The organism is Variovorax sp. J2L1-78 (assembly GCF_030317205.1).
Classification (GTDB): Bacteria; Pseudomonadota; Gammaproteobacteria; order Burkholderiales; family Burkholderiaceae_C; genus Variovorax; species Variovorax arabinosiphilus.
Window position 1 is genome coordinate 253306 of sequence record NZ_JASZYB010000001.1, and the last position, 19971, is coordinate 273276.

Here is a 19971-nt window from a genome sequence, read left to right on the forward strand (position 1 = left end):
GTACAGTAGTTGGATCAACCCAACCAGAAGAGTAACGGTCAATGCAGAGCGAATTGTTTGCAGATGCCGAAGCTGCGGTGTCGATCGATGGGCTGCGGTACGAGCCAGATTTCCTGAGCGCCGATGAGGCGGCCGGTTTGCTCGACATCGTCTGTTCACTTCCTCTGCACCCGGCGAGGTACAAGGACTACGTGGCCCGCCGGCGTGTCGTGAGCTTCGGGGGGGCCTTCGACTACGACGAGAACATCCTTCGCTCAGGGGAACCGCTCGATGAACGGTTGGTGCCATTGAGAAACCGCGTCGGTGCGTGGCTCGGCGTATCACCGCAGTCGCTGGTGCACGCACTCGTCGCCGAGTACACCCCTGGCACACCGCTCGGATGGCATCGCGACGTACCCGACTTCGAGACGATTGCAGGGATCTCGCTCGGTGGCGAAGCGACGCTGCGCTTTCGACCCTATCCGCCGACCCATCCGAACGCGCGGGAGGTTCTGCAGTTGGAGGTCGCGCCGCGGTCCATCTACAAGATGGCCGGTGCCGCTCGTTGGGACTGGCAGCACTGTGTGCCGCCAGTGAAGGCACTGAGATGGTCCATCACGTTTCGAACCCGGCGCTTGATTGCGAGTTCAGCGCGCCCGATCGGATGACGCTTCGAGAATCGGTTTTCTTCTGGTCGGGATGAGCCCAGCCTTTCGGCCCGCCTTGCGCGGGCCTTTTTTTGGTCGACCAAGAGGACGCCGGGCCCCGAGCTTGCATGCGTCTGCGACGCTTACGCAGGCCTTCCGCCTCAAAGGTGCGCGTCAGCGTCCGACATCCATCGTCTCAAGCGAGACTATGGTCGGCGTCCATGAGCACACACGACGACTCGAGAACCGAGAAGCGACCACTTCGTTGGATGAAGTTATTACTTTGGGCATTGGCCATCGGCGCAACAGCGCTCGTCATCAGTTGGCTACGAGCGCCGGCCGGGGAGGCGGAGAGCCCATTGGGCAAGGAGCCAGCACAGCAGGTCGCGCCGCCGGCCAAGTAGTCCAGCAGCGTCGTTGCACGACGAGCGCTCATTCCTCGGACTGCTTGAGGTATCGCTCGGCCCATTGTTCGGCGTCGTCCGATCGCCAGTCGCCGGCAGCTGACTGATCGTCGAAGGGCCGCGCTTCCGGAATGCAGTACCAGCTCTGGCGAAAGTAATCGGCCTTGATGTTCTTGATGCCCAGCGTCGTTGGGATCACCTCGGTGCCAGTGATCAAGATGCCGTCGCGCTGGACCTTCACGATGCGCGCCTTGTCGAGGACAGGGACCACGTATCGTGCGCCGTCCTGGCCGATCAGCGTCGCCTTCATCACGTTCCACGGAGGGCTCTTTCCGATGACGCGCAGCTGGTAGCGCAGTTCGCCGCGGTATGGGAATTGGCGGACCACCTGCGTCGGCAGTTTGTCGCCTTTGCGGCGCAACAGGTAGACGGTGCAGAACACGTCGAGCACATCGCTAGAAGGGCACGTCGTCGGGCCGAGAGAACGACGCCGGGTTGGGCGGTCGCCTCACAGACGCCGGGTAGAGGTCGCCGAAGTGTTCGCCTGCCTCGGGATAGAGGCGGCGTGCCAGAACTGCGGGGTCTTCATCGCCGTGCTTCTCCGCCACTGCGGTTCCGAAGATCTCGAAGGCTGGCACCCAGAGCTCTTCCTTGTCGAATTCCAGCGCTTCCCAGGTGGCGGCGAAGACCTGGATCCAGGCCTCGCGGCCCGTGAGTTCTTTGCCGAAGAAGGACTTGATCGGGGTTGGTGATTGCCACTGGTCAGCTTTTGTGACCGCTCATCCAATCCAAAAACTGTACATGCATCCAGTACTCCAGGCGGGCGGTACGTCGCTTAAACGGCTATGTAGGGGAAGTCTGAACGCTGCCTGACCTTCATCGCTGACAGTGACAAGGCGGATGAGCAAATAGAAGTCGTTCTCATGAACCGGCGCCAACAGCTCATCGACACGATTCAGTCGCTTTCCCTGGAGGAGGGCACCCGACAACCGACCGCAGCAGCCTGGCTCGCGGAGCAAGACGAGAAGGCAAGGCGCCGCCGCGAAAACAACCCCAGCCAGGAAGCCGGTCAGGACTACAAGGACGACGGGCCTGGCTCGGGCGGGTGAGGTCTCGTTGCCGTCCTTCGATAAGGCTCGGCGGTCGGTACGTGCGCCGGTGGCAGTCGGGCTCATAAGTCGCCTCGCAGGCGACGATGCAATACCGGGCTTTGGTTTCTCCGCCTCGTAATGGCTGCACATTCGACAGATTCCTACGCCTCATCTGTCGTGCTTGCTCTACTCTGGCCGTCGCAGTAACGCCGCAAGCAGGGCAAGGAATCAAAGCTGATGCATAGATGGCTGGACATCAACCGTTATCGCTACGGAGAGGATCTCATTTGGGAGACTTGGGTCTGTCTTGGAGCAGCTGCCGCTACGGCATTGATCGCCTGGGCGATGACCATCGACTGATCGCAGGCCGCTGAAAGACTGCCGCGCATCGCGCCCAGCGGCCTGACACTGTCGTCACTGAGAGAAGTGGCCTCGCCGTCGGCTGGTGCGTGTCTGCGTTCGAAGCCGACGCAGAGAACGCCCGATGAACAAAGCCGATAGAGTTCAAAAGCTGCTTGGAGCTCTACCGTGCATGAAGAATTAGAGTTCGAAAACATCCGACAGCGTCGATGTCGCGGCGACGCCAATGCTCTGCTCGAGATCGGCCGAGAGAACGCATAGCAGAGCGTTGCGCCCCCTAACCCGACCTGTCCCGGTACGTCTGAATCCGCCGCCAAGAGCGGACATCCATCACCGCCAGCTGTTCAGTGACTTCTCAAGCGCCTGACGCCATCTGTTGTGTCGTTGGACCGAAACCGCCCCGGGCTGTGCCCAGTGGCGCGCTTGAACGCCGCGCTGAAGGCGGTATCGGATTGGTATCCGACACGCTCGGCGATGCACGCCACGCTGTCGTCGCCGTGCCTGAGGGCATGACGTGCGACCGTCATGCGCCATCGCACGAGGTAGTCGAGCGGCGTGCTCCCTGTCAGCTGCTTGAAGCGCACCGCAAAGGCCGTGCGCGACATGCCAGCCGCGGTCGCCAGGCGCTCGACCGTCCAAGGCGCCGCCAGATCGCCGTGCAACACAGACAAGGCCGCGCCGATACGGACGTCGCCCATGGCACCGAGCCAGCCCTGCGGCTGCGGCGTCGTCTGCAGGTACACGCGCAGCGCTTGCACCAGCACGAGTGCCGCAAGATTGGCTTGGGCGATCGTTGCGCCCGGCCGTGCTGCGCCTGTCTCCCATCGCAGCAGCTCCAGCAAGCCTGCCAGCGGCTTCGTGCCCGGGTCGGCGGTGCGCAGGTGGATGAAGGGTGGTAGATGGCGCAGCAGCAGTTCGCCCACCTCGCCCTTGAAGGCGAAGCGGCCGCTCGCGAGCATCACAGCGGCGCCTGCTTTCGGATCGCCGTAGCGCACCACGCCGTCGGGGCCGCGGTGGTCGCGGTACGCGAGGGCCGCCTCCTGTTCAGGGCCGGGTGGAACGCTGGCTGAGGAGAAGGGCTGACCATTGGTCAGCAGGTAGAAGTCGCCCTGGTCCAGTTGCACCGGAGGCACGCCCTTCAACTGAAGCTGCAGGCGACCTGCGAGCACACTGCCCAACTTGATGTGCGAGTGGTAGGCCGGGAAGCGGAAGGCCCAGCGGCCGTGTGCCTCGAAGCGAGACGACAACGTGCTGCTGACCTGCAGCATTGAGAGCACATCGGAGAGCGGGTCCATCACCAAGCTGTTTTGTACGATCGAAGAGGAAAATCGCGCTTCTGATTATTCAACAAGACGGCGCGGGCCACGACCATTGCGTCCATGTCCTCTGCCGCCAATCCTGCCGCCCGCACGCACGCCGCGCAGCTTCGCCGCCATGCGATCGTGCTGGGCCTGCTCACCGCCATTGGTCCTTTCGCCATCGACATGTACCTACCAGCGCTGCCGGCCATTGCCCGCAGCCTGGGTGCAGCGCCGAACGCGGTTCAGGCCAGCCTGATGGTCTTCTTCCTGGCGCTCGGGGTTGGCCAGCTGGTGGCCGGCCCGCTGTCCGACATGCTCGGCCGCCGGCGGCCGATGCTCGTTGGCTTGGCGCTCTTCATCGCGGCGAGCATCGGCTGCGCGCTGGCGCGCGACGTGCAGACGTTAATCGCCTTGCGCTTTGTCCAAGGCCTGGGCGCCTGCGCCTGTATGGTGACGCCACGCGCCATCGTGCGCGATCTCTATACGGGCCCCGATGCGGCGCGGCTGATGTCGCTCGGCCTCACTGTCTATAGCGTGTCGCCGATCGTGGCGCCGCTGGTCGGCAGCGTCGTGGCCGATGCGGCGGGTTGGCGCAGCGTGTTCGGCGTGATCGCCTTGCTCGCCATGGCCGGTATGGCCACAGTCGTGTGGCTGTTGCCTGAGACGCGGCCCGCATCGGCGCGGCTGCAGAGCAGTTTCCGCAGCGCGATGGCCGGCTACGGGGTGCTGCTGCGCGACCGGCAGTTCCTTGTCATCGCGTGCATGGCATCGCTTGCGCTGTCGAGCTTCTTTGTCTACGTCGCCAATTCGTCCTTCGTGATGAGCGCGCACTTCGGCGTGTCGCCGCGAACCTATGCCCTGCTGTTCGCGCTCAACGCCGTATCGCTGGTCGCGGTTTCTCAGACAAACGGTCGCCTCGTCGCGCGCTTTGGGCTTCCGCGACTGCTGCGCCTGGCGGTGGGGGTGCAGGTGACGGCGATGGTGGCGCTGCTCGCACTCACGCTGGCAGGCGTCGATCGGCTTGATGTGCTGGTAGGGTTGCTGCTCGTCGGCTACGGCTGCAACGGCGTGATCGTGCCTGCCACCTTCGTGCTGGCGATGGAAGGTCATCCCGCGCTGGCCGGCACCGCTTCGGCGCTGATCGGAACCTTCAACTTCGCAGGCGGCGCGCTGATGGTCGCGTTGGTCGCGCCCTTCGCCGATGGCACGCCGCTGCCGATGGTGGCAGGCATCGCGGTATGCGCGGTGGCGGTGTTTGGGTTGTCGAGAAGGGCACCAAATCCTTGATGTCTCGCAACTGCTGGGACACCCGGTGCGTGGTCAGCTGACTGAGGTGATGCGCCTTCGCACAGGCGCTATGTGGAGATGTGTACGGCGGTTACCCATGTGCTATCGGCTTTAGATCGGGCGCAAGGGCCGCATCGGACCCATCTCGGTTGACCATTGGCGGAGCGCGTGCAACCGATGGCAACCGCATCGTGATCGCCGGGCGTGACAGCACTCAGGACACGATCAACCAGGTCGGGCAGGAGATCACGAAGCGCAATGCGAGCATCCAGCCGACGCTGACGATCCGGCCGGGATTCCCGGTGCGGGTGATGGTGAGCAAGGACCTGATCCTTCGTCCCTACCAGCCGCTTTTTTTCGGGCGCGGGGGTTCGCAATGAGCAAGGGGGCGACCCGGTTGAGCCTGGGGCCACTGCCGAGTGCGGCGACAAGCCGGTTGACAGTTGTTCTGCCCTCCACCTTGAAGGACACTCTGGAGCGCTATGCGGCGCTTCACACGCAAATCTACGGCGAGCCGGTCAGCGTGGAAGCATTGATTCCGCACATGCTCGAGGCCTTCGTCCAGCGGGATCGAGGTTTCAGGAAGCCTGTCGAACAGGCCGGTCGACGAGTTTCCGCGCGTGGGCCAACGCGAAGGGGCGATGACGAGTCCGATCCCCGCGGCCAGGCGCAGCGATCTTGAACCCGCGCCCGCCTCGCGCAGCCCTTGAATTGCCCTTTGTCAAAACCCGGACGGGCGACAGGATCGATTTCCAGCGTCGGCTGGAGAATCTGAAGCCGCAGCGGACCAACCGCGTAAAGATCACCGACTTCATGCAGAAGGAAGGCGTCAAGGGAAGCTTTATCGTGCGAGACGCAAGACCATCACAACTTTGATCGCCGACGCCGCTTCCTGCGCATCGCGCCGGGGCGGGTGAATTTGCCGATTTCGGATAACGCGCCGCCGCAAACGGGTGCAAATTTGGTTTCTCCACAGGTGACCCCGGAGAGACCCATGAACACGCAAACATCCGCCGACGGCGAAACCACCATCCTGGGCGCCTGCCCCCACGACTGCCCCGACACCTGCTCGATGCTGGTCAAGGTGAAGGACGGCAAGGTCAAGGCGGTGCAGGGGAACCCGACCCACCCCTTCACCCAGGGACGGCTGTGCGCGAAGACCAACCACTACCAGGAGCGGGTCTACCACGCGGAGCGGCTGCTCTACCCGATGCGCCGCACCGGCGCCAAGGGCTCGGGCCAATTCGAGCGCATCACCTGGGACGAGGCGCTCAACGAGATCGCCGCGCGCTGGCGCACGACCATCGCCGAAGCTGGCCCGCGGGCGATCCTGCCGTACAGCTACCTGGGCACCCAGGGCTTGGTCAACGGGCTGACCGTCGGCGACCCCTTCTTCAACAAGCTGGGCGCCACGGTGTCCGAGCGCACCTTCTGCGACTCGGGCGCCTCCACCGCGTACATCATGACGGTGGGGCCGACGCCCGGCATGGACCCGGAGAGCTTCCAGCATTCGAAGCTGATCATTCTCTGGGCCTGCAACATGCTGAGCACCAACGCCCACATGTGGCCCTTCGTGGAGAAAGCGCAGCGCAACGGCGCCAAGCTGATCGTGATCGACCCGGTGCGCACCCGCGGCGCCCAGCAGGCCGACCAGCACATCCGCATCAAGCCGGGCACCGACACCGCGCTGGCGCTGGCGATGATGAACGTCATCGTCAACGAAGACCTGATCGACCACGACTACGTGGCGCAGTACACCACCGGCTTCGACGAGCTGAAGGCGCATGTGCAGCAATACACACCCGAGTTCGCGGCCGACGTGACCGGCGTGGACGCCGAGGTGATCCGCACCCTGGCGCGCGAATACGCATCGACCCAGCCCGCGGCGATCCGCATCGGCGTGGGCATCGAGCGCTCGGCCGGCGGAGGCCAGCTGGTGCGCGCGGTCACGAGCCTGCCGGCACTGATCGGCGCCTGGCGCAAGCCCGGCGGCGGCATCCTGCAACTGCCGCTGTGGGCCTTCCCGATCAACTGGGATGGGCTGCACCGCGCCGACTTCATCCCCGAGGGCACGCCGGTCGTCAACCAATGGCACCTGGGCCGAGCGCTGACCCATGACCTGGGGCTGGAAACGCCGATCCGGGATCTCTTCGTCTACAACAGTAATCCGCTGGTGGTCGCGCCCGACCAGGCGCGCCTCATCGAAGGCCTGTCGCGCGAAGACCTGTTCACGGTGGTGAGCGAGCATTTCATGACCGACACGGCGCGCTACGCCGACATCCTGCTGCCCGCCACGACCCAGGTCGAACAGGCCGACCTGATGTTCTCGTGGGGCCATTTCTACCTGACGCTCAACCAGCCCGCGGTGCCCCCGATCGGCGAGGCGGTCACCAACTCGGAGCTGTTCCGCCGGCTGGCGCGCGCGATGGATTTCGAGGACCCGTTCTTCTACCGCGACGACGAAGCACTCATGCAGGCCTCCATGCTGTGGGACCACCCCGCCATGCAGGGCATCACGATGGAAGGCCTGCGCGCCACCGGCTACGCACGGCTGAACATGCCATCGGCCGACACCTATGCACCGCATGCGCAGGGCGGCTTTCCCACACCGTCCGGCAAGGTCGAACTCAAGGCCTCGATGGCGGCCGGCGGCAACTTCGTACTGCCGGTGTTCCGCCAGGGCTACAACGGCTTCCAGGACGGTGGCCCGGTCGACGCGTTGCCGACCTTCCACGTGCGCCACGAATCCGCCACCAAGGACCCGGCCCTGGCGGCCCGTTTCCCGCTCTCGATGATGTCGCCTAAGAGCCATGCGTTCCTGAACTCCAACTACGGCAACATGCGGCGCCAGGTGGCGCACCAGGGCGAGCAGTACGTGATGATCAATCCGGCGGATGCCTCGGCGCGGGGCATCCAGCAGGATGCGATCGTCACCGTGCAGAACGGGCGCGGCACCTTCAAGGCCCAGGCGCGCGTCACCGACGAAGCGATGGCCGGCGTGGTCGTCACGCCGCTGGGCTACTGGATCGACCGGAGCATCGCGGGCGCCACGCCCGCGGCGCTCAACCCGACCGCGTTCGCCGACCTCGGTCGGGCGCCGACCTTCTCCGACAACCTGGTCGAGGTCACCCTCGGTTGACCGACTGGCTGAATAAAAAAGAGCGAGCCCACCATGACCCACGTCGTCACCGACAACTGCGAACAATGCCGTTACACCGAATGCGTGACCGTCTGCCCGGTCGCCTGCTTCCGAGGCGACGGCGAGCGGCTCTTCATCGATCCCGACCTGTGCGTGGACTGCGGCGCCTGCGTGCCGATGTGCCCGGTGCATGCCATCGTCGACAGCTTCGATCTGGAGGACGATCAGCAGATCTGGATCGGTGTGAACGAACGACGCGCCAAGGAACTGCCCACCGTGCGCGATCGCAGCGCGCCGCTCCCGACGGCCCCCGAGCGCCGCGCCGCGCTGGGCTACTGATGTCATGGACACCTCCGTGAAACGCGGCCCGGTCGTCGCCATCGTCGGTGCCGGCCCCGCCGGCTTCTACGTGGCCGAGGCGCTGCTGCAATCCCTGCCCGATGCCCAGATCCACATGTTCGAGCGGACTGCCGCACCCCATGGCCTGGTGCGCTACGGCGTCGCGCCGGACCACCAGAAGCTCAAGCAGGTCGCGGCCGTCTTCGAGGGCATCGCCGGCCACGAGCGCTTCCGGTTGTACGCAGGCGTCGACGTCGGCCGCGACCTGGGCCTGAGCGAGTTGCGCGCACGCAGCCACGCCGTCGTGCTGACCACCGGCGCGGCGCTGGGCCGCCCGCTCGGCGTGCCGGGCGAATCGCTGCCGCAGGTGTTCAGCTCTGCCGCCTTCGTCGGCTGGTACAACGGCCATGCCGATCACGCCGGCCTGCAGCCGGACCTGACGGCCGACAGCGCGGTGATCGTCGGCAACGGCAATGTCGCGCTCGACGTGTGCCGGCTGATGGTGCGCGCCTTCGACGACCTGGCCGCATCGGACATCCCGCAGCCCATGCTCGAGGCCTTCCGCCTGCGCGGCATCCGCGAGGTCCACCTGCTGGGCCGTAGCGCGCCGGGCGCAGTGAAGTTCACCTTCAAGGAATTCCGCCAGCTGTCCGACCTGCCCAACGTGCGGATTCGGCTGCCGCAGGCCGCCGATTTCACGCCGGCCATGTGGGAGCAGTCGTCCAGCCCCGACGCCAAACGCGTGCTGCAGTGGCTTCGCGCCGAACAGGGGCGGCCGGTGGACGCCGCGGACGACAGGCTCACGGTCAACCTCTGGTTCAACGTGGCGCCGACCGCCTTTGTCGGCGAGCCCACGCTGCAGGAAGTGCGGGTGCGCTCGAGCAGCGGCGACGCATTCGCCATCCGGGCCGGCATTGCGGTCACCTGCGTGGGCTACGCCTGCCGCCCGATTGCCGAAGCGCCCGGCTGCGACGCGGCGGGTGTGATGCGCCACCGTGCCGGGCAGGTGCTCGACGATGACGGCGATGAGGAGGCCGGCCTGTTCGTGGCGGGCTGGGCCAAGCGCGGCCCCACCGGCATCATCGGCACCAATCGCGCCTGCGGCTACGAGACGGCCGCCACGCTGGTCGCGACCTTGCCGGCGTTGATGGACGCTGCGCCGACGCTGGCGAGCGACTTCGGCGCGCTGCTCGACGCGCGCGGCATCGTCAGGCTCGGCCATGCCGACTGGCAGCGGCTCGACGCGCACGAGAAGGACCGGGGTGCCGCACTGGGCAAGCCGCGGGAAAAGCTGCTGTCGCTGGACGAGGCGCTCCACGTCCTGTCCACCGGGCGGGCGGTGGCGTGCGAGTCCGCCCCATGAACGCCCTGGCCGCGCCCGAGCTGCCCGCCTGCGCCCCGGCCAGGCGTGCGAGCACCGCCCTCGCGCCGTGGCTGACGCGCCGGTCGGTCGGTCCCCGCCGACTGGTGCTGCCCGGCCCGGACACGTCGGAACTCGCCTTGCTGCTGCAGGCCGCGGTCAACGTATCCGACCACGGCCGCAAGCGCCCCTGCCGCATCGTCGTCGCGGACGCCGCGCAGCGGGAGCGCTACGCCGACGCCTTCCTGGCCTATGCCGCCTCGGTGCGCGGCCTGGCATCGCCCGACCTGCTCGACGCGGCGGTGCGCGAGCACGAGCGCACCAAGGCGTTCAACGGGCCCTGCCTGCTGAGCGTGGTGGCGCACATCGCGACCGACGATCCGGAGGTGCCGCCGCATGAGCAATGGATGAGCGTGGGCGCCTCGCTGGGAGCGCTGCTGGCCGCAGCGAATGCACTGGGCTATGCAGGCAAGGCGCTCAGCGGCGCCCGTATTCGTCATCCGGCGGTGCGCTCGGTCGTTTGCGGCGACAGCGAATTGCTGGCGTGCTTCGTCTATTTGGGAGGCAGGCCCGCAAATTGCTGAAATCGGATAACGCACACCCCCTCAGGAAAAACAGAATTTCTCCCGCGCTCAATTCCGGGTGCCAGGAGAAATCAATTGAAATCAAAATCCCGCCATTTCTTTTTCGGCTCCTCCGCCACCGCTATTGCATTGGCGGCGGGCCTTTTCCTCAGTCCCCTCACGGCCTCGGCCATCGATGTCGAGGGCGGCGACTACACTGCCCTGCCCGACGGCGCGAACGCCTTCGTCGTCTATGGCCAATACGCCCGGCGCAATGTCTCGTACGTGAATGGCGACAAGTCGGCAGCATCCCCGCGCCTGGACAGTGAAGTGGGCATCGCCCGCTATCTGCACGTGATGCGCATCAACGATCGCTGGACGGTCGACCCGCAGGTTCTCCTGCCTTTCGGGCATTTGAAGCCCTCCCGCGATTTGAGCGCACTCGACAGCACATCGGGCGTCGGCGACCTGATTTTGGCGACCGCGTTCAAATACAAGATCGATCCTGCCGCCGGTGAAGTATTCGGCGTGACGCCCTATCTTTATTTGCCGACGGGCTCGTACGATTCGAACAAGGCATTGAATCTCGGCGAGAACCGCTGGAAATTCGCGCTGCAGGCCGCCTATACGCGCCCGCTGGCAAAACAGTGGCGAATGGACGCCATTGGCGACGTGACGTTCTATGGGAAGAACACCGAATGCGCAGCTGCCTGCGGTTCTGTGTCCGATACCACGCTCAGGCAGCGCCCCTTGTATTCTGGCCAACTCTATTTGCGTTACGAGCCCACGGCGTCGTGGTCGGCCGCCATCGGCGTGACGCATGCGTGGGGCGCGGAAAGCCGCGTCGATGGCACATCGCTCGACGACCGCACCGGCACGACGGCCATCAAGCTCACCGCCAGCACCTTCATCTCTTCCAATCTGCAGCTGATGGCCACGGTGGCGCGCGATGTGCGCGTGCGCAATGGTCTGCGCGAGGACGCACGACTCAATCTGCGCGCGTTCTATCTGTTCTAACTGAAGCGGTGGGCCCGGTGCGCCGCGAGCGATTCGGAAGGGCGCTCGCCGAACATCCGGGCGTATTCCTGGGCGAAACGCGGCAGATGGTTAAAGCCAACGGCCGCCGCTACCTCCTGCACCGTGATGCCGGGCTTTTCGGACGTGAGCTGCCGGCGAGCCGCCGCCAGCCGCAGCGTGCGCAGGTAGGCGACCGGTCCCAAGTCGTAGATGCTCTCGAATGCGTACTGCAGTGATCGCCGGGAGCAGCCCAGCTCGTTGCACAGGTCGGTGACCGACAGAGGCTCACCCAGTCGGTCGAGCATCGCGGCTCGGGCGCGTCTGGCGATGCGTGGATAGCTGTCGATACGCAGCTTCTGCCCGCCCGCCTGGCCGCGCTCGACCACGCTGCACAGATAGTCGATGGCGAGTTCACGCAGGTCGAGCAGATCGGCTGCGCAATCGCCCGGGGCGCCTGTTGCACCTGTCTGCTGCAGCAATTGCGTGATGCGCGCCTGCAGGTCGAACTTCAGGCGCCCAGTTTCCGACCAGCAGTCGTGGTTCGTGAAGAGCTTTTGCCAGTAGTCGGGCGGGCGCTCCGGCGACAGCGACTGCAGCAGCGACGGCTCCAGCGAAATGCCGACGCAGACCGAATGCGTCGGGGTACGCAGTTCGAACTCCCGGCCCGGCGTGAATGCCACGACCGAATCCTTGTCGATGTGCCGCCCGTTCCAGTAGGCCCGCTCGGACAACTCGCAGGCGGCGGCGATGGTGATGTGCTCGGTATCGGACACACCCGTCTGGAACACGCTCTGGTCGAGTGTCTCCCGGAAGACGGTAATGTCGTTCGCGCTGATCGCCAAAAGCGTGCCCGAGAAGGCGCCCGTGGACAACTGCTCGTAGGACTGGTGCAGCAGTCCGAAGCTGGAGGCTTGTTCTTGCGGGTCGCGCGCGTGCACGCACAACCGCGAGGTCGCGTTCGGATCCGTCATCGCTTGAACAGATCTAATGACAAGGGCGTGGGACGTCGTGGCATCGGCAGGGCCTTGTTCCGATCAAGCAAGAGTTATACCCATGCCGGCGGCCGCTGTCAGCATGCCTGCGCTCCGAACGCAGCGTAGCGATGGCTGACCTCGTGAACGCCCTGCAGTTCGACGCCAACGGGCGTCCGCAGGACGTAGCCTACTCCGAGCAATTCGCATGGATGCACCACAGCATGGGCTCGGAGGTGACCTACCGCGTGCTGGATGCGTCCGGGGCAGTTGTTCTCGCCCCGGCGCTGACTTCGTCAGCCGAAGAAGGCGTCTTCGTGACGAGTCTTGATGGCATTGCGTTGCGAGGACGAACGGTTGCCGTCGAGCACCACGGGCAGCGCTGGCTGGTGCAGTTCGCCGCCAGCCAGCGTCTGAACGATCGTTTGCGCAACGATCTCTGGCTGCCATTGGTCGGGTCCGGCGCGCTGGTCGGCGGCGGAGTCCTTCTCCTGGTGGCGATCGTCATCACCAGCATCACGCTGACGCGCCTGCTCAGACCGTTGATCGAAACCTCGGCACAAGTTTCGCGCATAACTCCCGAGGTGCTCGATGCGCGGCTGGACGAGGCGCGCGTTCCGTCAGAGATCCGGCCTCTGGTGCGACGCTTCAACAGCGCACTCGACCGCCTCGAACGCGGTTTCGAATTGCAGCAGGAGTTCCTTGCTACCGCAGCTCACGAGCTCAAAACGCCGTTGGCGTTGATCGGCGCGCAGTTTGAAACGGAGCCCAATCTTCGCAGTCGTGCAACGCTGTTCAGGGACGTGCAGCGGGTGGGTCGTCAGGTGCAGCAGTTGTTGATACTGACCGAGTCCCGTGAGGCGCAGAACTATCGCTTCGGCAGTGTGCAGCCAAGAGCCCTCCTGGATGAGATCGGCAGCTACTTACAACCCTTGGCGGATGCGGCCGGCGTGGACCTGGCCTTCCAAGCGTCACTCGATCTTCCGCCGTGGAGGGCGGACAACGGTGCCTTGTTCACGTTGCTGAAAAAACTGGTGGAAGAAGGACGTGAGCGTCTTCACGCGCCGGCCGCTGGCCAGTTCATCGAACACGAAGTCCATGCTCCGCACCTCGTTGGGTTGCATCGGGCGCACGAGCGGCTGACGCTCGGGCACCCTCAGCTTCTTGCGCCGTCGCTTGCGCACCATCAGGCCTTCCTCACGGTAGACCCGGTACGTGCGCTTGACGTTGATCATCCAGCCGTCGATCCTCAGCCGACTGTGCAGCATTCGGTAGCCGTGGAGGCAATGCTGGCCCGCAAGCTTCTTCAGGCGCTCTCGCAGGCCGGCGTTGCCGTCGCTGCAAGGGCGATAGCGCATGGTGCTGGGACTCATGCCCACCAGCTTCAGTGCCCGGCGCTCGCTCAGGCCCAACCCTGCAACTGCCGCACGACCTTGCGGCCACTATTTTTCCTTCAGCACCTCGCGCATCGCGTCGACTTCGAGCACCGGGTTGGTCACCGCTTCAGCCGCCGTCCGCGCGGCGAAGCGAGGCAATGGGAATCCGGGTCGCTCCCTGCTGCAGCCAGCACGTGCGATGCAACACCGTCAGCAAGACGATTCCGCCAAAGAATTGATAGGACTGGAGGAAGTTCATCGGCCCCGTGGCCGTGGCGTTGGCGAGCGGCGACAGGTTCGTGGCGATCAAAAAATAGGCAGTTCCCAGCAGCGCGAGCGCCCCCCAGCGCCGCCCGCGCGAGGCCAGCCACGTCGGAAACACCAGCGCGAGGATCGGCAGCATTACGCCGTAGTGATGTTCCCAGACGATGGGAGATGCGAGGGTCAGCGTCGCCACCACCAGCGCCAGGGGCTCGACGCGAGCGACCGCCGTACCGGCCGTGAAGAAGACTGCGCCCAGCAAGGCCACCGAACTGAGGACCGTGGCGAGGTAGACGGCCGGATGGAAGGGTGCGAAGGCGTGGCCGAGCCATTCCAGGTTGTTTCCGTTCGACAGCAGCCGGTGCAGCAAGCCGTTGATGGATTGATTTGCGTAGAAGCTTTCGCCGTGAAGGGCGACCTGCTTCAGCACGGGCAGGTACCCGAAGAAGTTCTGCCAGCCGTAGCGCGCCATGGCTCCGGCGCAAAAGAGCGAGACCACGGCGGCCGCTGCGCCGGCGAAGCACCATTGGCGCGTCATCACCGCCCACAGGATGGCGAAGGCCCACTGAGGTTTGATGGTGCAGCAGATGCCGATGAGCAGACCCGCCGCCATGGGCCGTCCGCGCTGCTGTGCCAACAGGGCCAGCGCCGCGACGAAGGTCATCAGCGTCTGAATCTGTCCCAGGTGGTCACCGCGGGTCAGCGGGTAGAAGGCGAGCGATGCGACCCCGGCCAGCACAAGCACGCGACGGGGAGGGCGTGCGGCTGGCGCGTACCCTAGGCCGCCGGCCGCCCGGCCCGGCGAAGCGCCATACAAAAGCAGCACGGCCACGACGCCGGTCCCGATCACCGACAGCTTCGAGAGCAACCACATCACCCGCACCGGGCTCACGCAGCGGCACGGATTCGCGGCCAGCAATTCCAGGCCCGGTAGTGATGTCAACGGGTACTGGAACTTGATGTGTTCCGTGAAGAACAACGTGCCGTAGACGTCGCCAGGGGAGGGGCCGTGCAGGTGGGCGAGTGCGCGCAACATCGGCCCCCACGAGTCCATGCCAACAGTCATGGAGAAGAAGCCGAACGCATAGGCCAGCGCGCTGTCCGAGAACGCGCCGGTCGCCCATCCGACCAGCCCGTCCACGACCAGGCAGGTCGCGATCATGAGGAACCACGCATGCGGCGTCTCCCACGCCAGGAAGAGACCGACGGTCCAGCGCCGCAGGGTTCCGCCTCGCGCGCGCTGACCAATGCTGGGCGTGTTCATCACCTACACCGCGATGTCGCCGAAGGCCGTATCGCCCGCGTGGTCGCGTTTCTGATAGTCCGCGATCCAGGCCACGGCTTTGGTCAGCAGCACCGCCCGGGCTTCTTCGGGGCTCATGTCTCGGGCCTGCAGTGACAGACGGCACACCACTTGCTCCCGATAGCTGACTTCGGCGATGAGCGAACTCCCGCCTTTGCTTCCGAGGAAGCGGAAGCCCCATTGAAGTTGAAAACGCCCGTCGGACATCGAATAGGAATACCTCTGTCGTATGTGAATACTTCACATCTGGCGATTTTTGCCGGGAACGGGGCCGCATGCATGTAGTCAAAAGGACTATCTTCTTCCTTGCTCGGCGCGCCTGTCCGCGCCGTTTAGGTTGGGTAGGCACCTAGCGCATAGGCGCTATCGCACGGCTGCGATATTCCGTCCACGGCTGCGGCAAGCCGCTTCAGGTGCAAGCGCGGAGAACCCTGCCATGAACGTCCTCAAGGCCAAGATCAAGCCCAGCCGATGGCCTCCGGCACAGAAGCTGGTGAACTAGGACAAGGCAGCTGCGATGTTTCGGCTGGGGTCGGTCGTGAGCTGGCGACCTTCTAGGCTCATCCCCGTCTCGCAGATAGTGAAACTTGCGGCCTCGAATCTCTTGCTGGCAATTGTCGATTTGAGACCCAGGCCATGTCACGCACGGTCGACCAGCGCAAGGGGCTTGAGCAGCACCCATAGCGAAGCTCGGAGGGTGCGAGACGCGGATTGCTGAGTGCCGAAGAAGTCACGCTCTCATTTCAGATCTGCCGCTGCCGCCATTCTGGACAAATGTGAATCTTTCACATACAGTTGTTTACAACAACACACAGCCTCGGAGACTCAGAAAAATGCATCGCGAACAGCCCTTCATCCTTGGGCATGCCTTCTCTGACTGGTCCGAATTGACCAACGAGTACATTGCGGGCATGGACGCGTTGCGGCGGCGTGAGCCCGGTGCCTCGGCCCGGACGATGGAAATTGCCAAACGGATGAGTCAGTACCAGCAGCTCTACGGAGCAAATGGAGCGTCGGCCGTGCGTCAAAGCCTGCCCCAGCCCAGCGTGCCGCCCAAAGCTGGCTGGATCAAGACGGCAGCTGCCATGTTGTTCGGCCCTCCCGACAACATAGCCCTGCTGCACTGACCACCCGCCTTATCCCATCACCAACCGCACCCGCACACCGTGAACCAGCTCGCTCTTGCACTGTCCGCCTGTGCACGCGTGCTGCGGCCAGTGATCAAGCTGGCGATGGCCATGGGACTGAAACAGCCGCACCTGCAGGAACTGCTGAACGACCTGCTGCTGGACGAGGCACAGAAATCTTGGGAAGCCAAGGGCGTTCGACCTAACATCAGCCAGCTGTCGATCACGACCGGCATCAACCGCAAGGCCGTCACCACCCGGGTGCGCACGCCACGTGATCCCCTTGCGCCCACCGAGCTCTCTTCGGCCGCCAAGACCCTCACGGTCTGGCTGGAGATGGCGACTGACAACGAGACCCTGCGCACTCTGCCCATCGTGGCCGAGGGAAAGATTCCGTCCTTCGAGTCGATGGCCTGGATTGGCAGCCGCGGCAATGTCCACCATCGCACGATCCTGGCCGAGCTCATTCGTCTGGGGATGGTGGCGGAGAACGGGGATCGCGTCAAACTGAAGGCCGATGGCTTCATTCCAGCCAACGACCTCGGCGGTATGTTGGCCTTCTTCGCCGACAACGGGCGCGACCACCTGAACGCATCGGTGTCGAACATCCTTGGGGAACGCCCACCGTTGCTGGAGCGTTCCATCTTCGCGCACGGCTTGCCGATCGAAGCTTGCGAAGAAATTCACCAACTCGTACGCGCCCGCTGGACCACCTTGCACCATGAACTCGCGCATGAAATGAGAACCGCTGTCGATGCCGGTGGCGAGAACGCAACAGCTCGTATGCGAGTGGGCATTTATACGTACTTAGAGGACGCATGGACACCGGGTGATACGTCTTCCGACGAGGTGCCCTCCGACAATTCGCAGCGATGAACAAGATTCTCCTGCGTGGTCTGGCCGCCCTGTCGACTGCCCTCGTTCTTTCCTGTGGCGGCGGCGACGGCGGTGGCTCTGGTGAAGGCACGTCGGCCGGTACTCAGCGCATCTCGAGCATCAAGGATGCAAGCGCGCCCGAGTGGGGCTTTGCCGGCCAGACGGGCTCGGGCAGCGAAGGCGGCGCGGGCTCTGATGCGAGCGGGGGCGTCGGTGGATCGAGCGGCAGCGGCGGCGAGGCTTCCGCCTCGGCGGGCGGCGTGGGTTCGGGCGGGACCGGTGCGTCCGCCTCAGCCGGCGACACGGGCGGCGTGGGATCTGGTGGCACCGGCGCATCGGCCTCGGCCGGCGACAGCGGTGACTCCGGCGTCGGTGGCGTCGGCGGGGTGGCCAGCATCATCGTCAACGGCGTGCGGTACAGCACGACCGGCGCCGTCCTGAAGCTGCGCGACGCACCAGCACTTCAGCTAGGCATGACGGTCAAGGTCAACGGAGCGACCAATGCGGACTTCACCGCCGGCAATGCGACGGAGGTCGAATCGGCCGCCGACGCACGCGGCGTGGTCACTGCCGTGGACGTGGCGACCGGCAACCTGACGGTCCTCGGCACGACCATCAACACCGATGCAACAACCGTCTGGGGCAATCTCACAGGGCTGGGCGACGTCGCGCCTGGCATGACCCTTCAGGTGTGGGGCCTGCCGGCCGGCCCAGGGCTCCTACGGGCGACGCGTGTGGAATACCAGCCGGTGAACGCGCCCATCGTCACCGGCACGGTGCAGAACCTGGACTTGGGCAACGGCCGGTTCCAGCTAGGAAGCCTTGTGATCTTGTTCAGGCCGAACGATCTTCCAGCCGGCCTGACCGCTGGCGTGAACGTTCGGGTGCGCGCCAATGCGCAGCCTGCCGCCAGCGCGTTGGAAGCGGCCTCGGTCGAGCTCTGGTATCCGGTCTCGCTCAGGGACGGCACGCGGCGCCAGCTGGGCGGCGTGGTCACCGACTTCAGCGGCCCCGGCAGTTTCCGTGTGCTGGGCACGCCGGTGGATGCCTCCTCAGCGCAGGTCTCCGGCGGCCCGCTCGCGGCCATCGGCAACGGGGTCGAACTGGATGTGGCCGGCACGGTCGCCAACGGCGTGCTGGTCGCGACCAAGATCAGGATCAAGAAGACGCCGGGTGGTGCCAGTACGGCCTCGTTCACCGCCATGGGCACGATCAGCGCCTTCAAGTCGGCCGCCGACTTCAAGGTGAAGGGCCAGCGGGTGGACGCCAGCGGTGCCGGGGTTCGATTCGTCAGTGGTTCAGCGGCGAGCCTTGACGACGGAGCCAAGGTCACGATCACTGGGGATCGAATCGTTAGCGACGTGTTGATCGCGACCCAGGTCGCCTTCGATTGACCGCGCGGAGAGTGGATACAGACCTCAGAGGCGCTGCCGATTCCTCTGCGGAGCTGTGGAGCGTTTTGCCGGACCATGCATCGCAGTTGCAACCAAGCTTGTGCTGACCGAGCTCCTTCCATCTGCGACGAACATGATCCGCTTGGATCACACGAACGTCTTCTCTATGTTTCATTAGTACAAGGAAGCGTGCTCCACGCCGCGTCAAAAAGGGCCTCGTGCTTGTCATTTGCACCGCCCTCGAAGTGCATGCCCAATTGGAAGAAGGGATCTTCTATCCAGCGCTGCGCGCAGTAAGCAGCGATCAGGTCCCTCCGGAAGTCTTGCCGAACACGACGAGATGCGTAGGCTGATCGCCTTGCTCCGACGCATGGAGCGGGAAGCGCGTGATTGCGGGACCAAATTGCAGCGGATGTTCCTCTCCGTGTCGCACAATGGACGCGATCGGTTTTGCACCCGCGCGACATTCAGAAAGCACCCACTGCCGCGAGCACTCATCGGATGAGCCGCATTCCTGAGAATAGCCGCCGAATTTAGACGGGCGCCTGGCGTCTTGCGCGCTCACCCAGCGTCAGCGAGGCCGCCTACGGCCCCGGGGCGGTCCCTGCGACGGCTTTCGTAGACCTGCAGATGGCAGTAAGCGGCGCGCGTGAGCGGGCTGTCGGAGCCATGGCGTTTCGCACGCTCCAGCATGCCGCCCACAATCGCCTTGGATTCCAGCCGCGGCGAATCCGAGGCGATGTCACGCATCATCGAGGCCGCCCAGGTCGATCGAGCATCCAGGAGGCGCCCTTCGAGTCGCTGGACGTCTGCTTCGGACAGGGCATGACCCTCTGCGGCGGCCACCGCCCGGCACTCGGCCATCGCCTGGCGCATGAGCACCGCACCGTCCTCGGTGGCGAGGATGTCCGATTACGTTGACACCTCGATCCGCTGGCGTTGGTCGTGATGCCCTCGCGCACGCTGGCGTCGACCTCCCACTCGTCCCGTTGGAGGTTCGTACGGAAAAGCCGAGATCCAGGCAGGGAGCGCTTCACCGATTGATGGGCACACCTTCGCATTCGGGTGTACTCAGCGAGCCCTGGACGGGTGAATCTCCGCCACCTCCATCAACCGCATAAGCAAACACGCAATCCTTCTAAATAGACAGACCGGTCTGTCTTATCTTCTTGCCTT

Annotated in this window: 22 protein-coding genes; 14 read left to right on the forward strand and 8 right to left on the reverse strand. The window is 64.9% G+C overall.

All coding sequences use genetic code 11. From position 1 onward, the window contains the following. Positions 1 to 41 precede the first annotated feature (41 nt). The gene (locus QTH86_RS01200) at positions 42 to 647 is read left to right on the forward strand and encodes an alpha-ketoglutarate-dependent dioxygenase AlkB (protein WP_286646484.1); all 606 of its coding nucleotides are present in this window, start codon (positions 42 to 44) and stop codon (positions 645 to 647) included. 411 nt (positions 648 to 1058) lie between these two features. On the opposite strand, the gene QTH86_RS01205 is transcribed toward QTH86_RS01200, so the two are convergent. Next, a complete protein-coding gene (locus QTH86_RS01205; protein WP_286646483.1) occupies positions 1059 to 1481 on the reverse strand; it encodes a hypothetical protein in 423 nt (140 codons plus the stop codon). A gap of 472 nt (positions 1482 to 1953) precedes the next feature. Here QTH86_RS01205 and QTH86_RS01210 point away from each other — a divergent pair, with 472 nt between their 5' ends. After that, a complete protein-coding gene (locus QTH86_RS01210) occupies positions 1954 to 2139 on the forward strand; it encodes a hypothetical protein (protein ID WP_286646482.1) in 186 nt (61 codons plus the stop codon). Positions 2140 to 2825: 686 nt separating this feature from the next. On the opposite strand, the gene QTH86_RS01215 is transcribed toward QTH86_RS01210, so the two are convergent. Next, positions 2826 to 3776, reverse strand: a complete 951-nt coding sequence (locus QTH86_RS01215) for an AraC family transcriptional regulator (RefSeq protein WP_286646481.1) — start codon at positions 3774 to 3776, stop codon at positions 2826 to 2828. Between the two features lie 84 nt (positions 3777 to 3860). On the opposite strand from QTH86_RS01215, the gene QTH86_RS01220 reads away from it, so the two are divergent. The 9 genes from QTH86_RS01220 (at position 3861) to QTH86_RS01260 (ending at position 11487) form a co-directional block, all read left to right on the forward strand. Beyond that, a complete protein-coding gene (locus QTH86_RS01220) occupies positions 3861 to 5069 on the forward strand; it encodes a multidrug effflux MFS transporter (RefSeq protein WP_286649365.1) in 1209 nt (402 codons plus the stop codon). Positions 5070 to 5149: 80 nt separating this feature from the next. Continuing rightward, positions 5150 to 5449: a TrbI/VirB10 family protein gene (locus QTH86_RS01225; RefSeq protein ID WP_286646479.1), complete on the forward strand. Its 300-nt coding sequence runs from the start codon at positions 5150 to 5152 to the stop codon at positions 5447 to 5449. Next, positions 5446 to 5751, forward strand: a complete 306-nt coding sequence (locus QTH86_RS01230; protein ID WP_286646478.1) for a DUF2274 domain-containing protein — start codon at positions 5446 to 5448, stop codon at positions 5749 to 5751. The genes QTH86_RS01225 and QTH86_RS01230 overlap by 4 nt, the downstream gene beginning before the upstream one ends. After that, positions 5748 to 5945, forward strand: a complete 198-nt coding sequence (locus QTH86_RS01235) for a hypothetical protein (protein ID WP_286646477.1) — start codon at positions 5748 to 5750, stop codon at positions 5943 to 5945. The genes QTH86_RS01230 and QTH86_RS01235 overlap by 4 nt, the downstream gene beginning before the upstream one ends. A gap of 118 nt (positions 5946 to 6063) precedes the next feature. Beyond that, positions 6064 to 8208, forward strand: coding sequence for a molybdopterin-containing oxidoreductase family protein (locus QTH86_RS01240; RefSeq protein ID WP_286646476.1), 2145 nt, complete (start codon positions 6064 to 6066; stop codon positions 8206 to 8208). A gap of 33 nt (positions 8209 to 8241) precedes the next feature. Next, the gene (locus tag QTH86_RS01245) at positions 8242 to 8547 is read left to right on the forward strand and encodes a ferredoxin family protein (RefSeq protein ID WP_286646475.1); all 306 of its coding nucleotides are present in this window, start codon (positions 8242 to 8244) and stop codon (positions 8545 to 8547) included. A gap of 16 nt (positions 8548 to 8563) precedes the next feature. After that, positions 8564 to 9910, forward strand: a complete 1347-nt coding sequence (locus QTH86_RS01250) for an FAD-dependent oxidoreductase (RefSeq protein WP_286646474.1) — start codon at positions 8564 to 8566, stop codon at positions 9908 to 9910. Further along, a complete protein-coding gene (locus tag QTH86_RS01255; RefSeq protein ID WP_286646473.1) occupies positions 9907 to 10491 on the forward strand; it encodes a nitroreductase family protein in 585 nt (194 codons plus the stop codon). The genes QTH86_RS01250 and QTH86_RS01255 overlap by 4 nt, the downstream gene beginning before the upstream one ends. Positions 10492 to 10566: 75 nt before the next feature. Continuing rightward, positions 10567 to 11487 carry a transporter gene (locus QTH86_RS01260; protein WP_286646472.1) on the forward strand — a complete coding sequence of 307 codons (921 nt, stop codon included), beginning with the start codon at positions 10567 to 10569 and terminating at the stop codon, positions 11485 to 11487. On the opposite strand, the gene QTH86_RS01265 is transcribed toward QTH86_RS01260, so the two are convergent. From QTH86_RS01265 to QTH86_RS01285, 5 genes are all read right to left on the reverse strand, one after another. After that, positions 11484 to 12458, reverse strand: a complete 975-nt coding sequence (locus tag QTH86_RS01265; RefSeq protein ID WP_286646471.1) for a helix-turn-helix domain-containing protein — start codon at positions 12456 to 12458, stop codon at positions 11484 to 11486. The two genes, QTH86_RS01260 and QTH86_RS01265, sit on opposite strands and share 4 nt — an antisense overlap. Positions 12459 to 12754: 296 nt before the next feature. Next, on the reverse strand, positions 12755 to 13021 hold the full coding sequence (locus tag QTH86_RS01270; RefSeq protein WP_286646470.1) for a hypothetical protein: 267 nt from the start codon (positions 13019 to 13021) through the stop codon (positions 12755 to 12757). A 408-nt stretch (positions 13022 to 13429) separates the two neighbouring features. Next, entirely contained in the window at positions 13430 to 13870 is a 441-nt protein-coding gene (locus QTH86_RS01275) for an IS3 family transposase (RefSeq protein ID WP_286649366.1), read from the reverse strand. Positions 13871 to 13961: 91 nt separating this feature from the next. Next, entirely contained in the window at positions 13962 to 15359 is a 1398-nt protein-coding gene (locus QTH86_RS01280; RefSeq protein ID WP_286646468.1) for a glycosyltransferase family 87 protein, read from the reverse strand. 3 nt (positions 15360 to 15362) lie between these two features. Then, on the reverse strand, positions 15363 to 15605 hold the full coding sequence (locus QTH86_RS01285) for a hypothetical protein (RefSeq protein ID WP_286646467.1): 243 nt from the start codon (positions 15603 to 15605) through the stop codon (positions 15363 to 15365). Positions 15606 to 16231: 626 nt separating this feature from the next. On the opposite strand from QTH86_RS01285, the gene QTH86_RS01290 reads away from it, so the two are divergent. From QTH86_RS01290 to QTH86_RS01300, 3 genes are read left to right on the forward strand one after another with little or no spacing between them, the layout of a single operon-like run. Then, the gene (locus QTH86_RS01290; RefSeq protein WP_286646466.1) at positions 16232 to 16525 is read left to right on the forward strand and encodes a hypothetical protein; all 294 of its coding nucleotides are present in this window, start codon (positions 16232 to 16234) and stop codon (positions 16523 to 16525) included. 39 nt (positions 16526 to 16564) lie between these two features. Then, the gene (locus QTH86_RS01295; protein ID WP_286646465.1) at positions 16565 to 17401 is read left to right on the forward strand and encodes a DUF6502 family protein; all 837 of its coding nucleotides are present in this window, start codon (positions 16565 to 16567) and stop codon (positions 17399 to 17401) included. Next, positions 17398 to 18795, forward strand: coding sequence for a DUF5666 domain-containing protein (locus QTH86_RS01300; protein WP_286646464.1), 1398 nt, complete (start codon positions 17398 to 17400; stop codon positions 18793 to 18795). Before QTH86_RS01295 ends, QTH86_RS01300 begins: the two co-directional genes overlap by 4 nt. Positions 18796 to 19356: 561 nt before the next feature. Here the strand turns inward: QTH86_RS01300 and QTH86_RS01305 are convergent. After that, positions 19357 to 19701 (reverse strand): ketopantoate reductase C-terminal domain-containing protein, encoded by a 345-nt coding sequence (locus tag QTH86_RS01305; RefSeq protein WP_286646787.1) that lies wholly within the window; start codon positions 19699 to 19701, stop codon positions 19357 to 19359. Positions 19702 to 19971 lie beyond the last annotated feature (270 nt).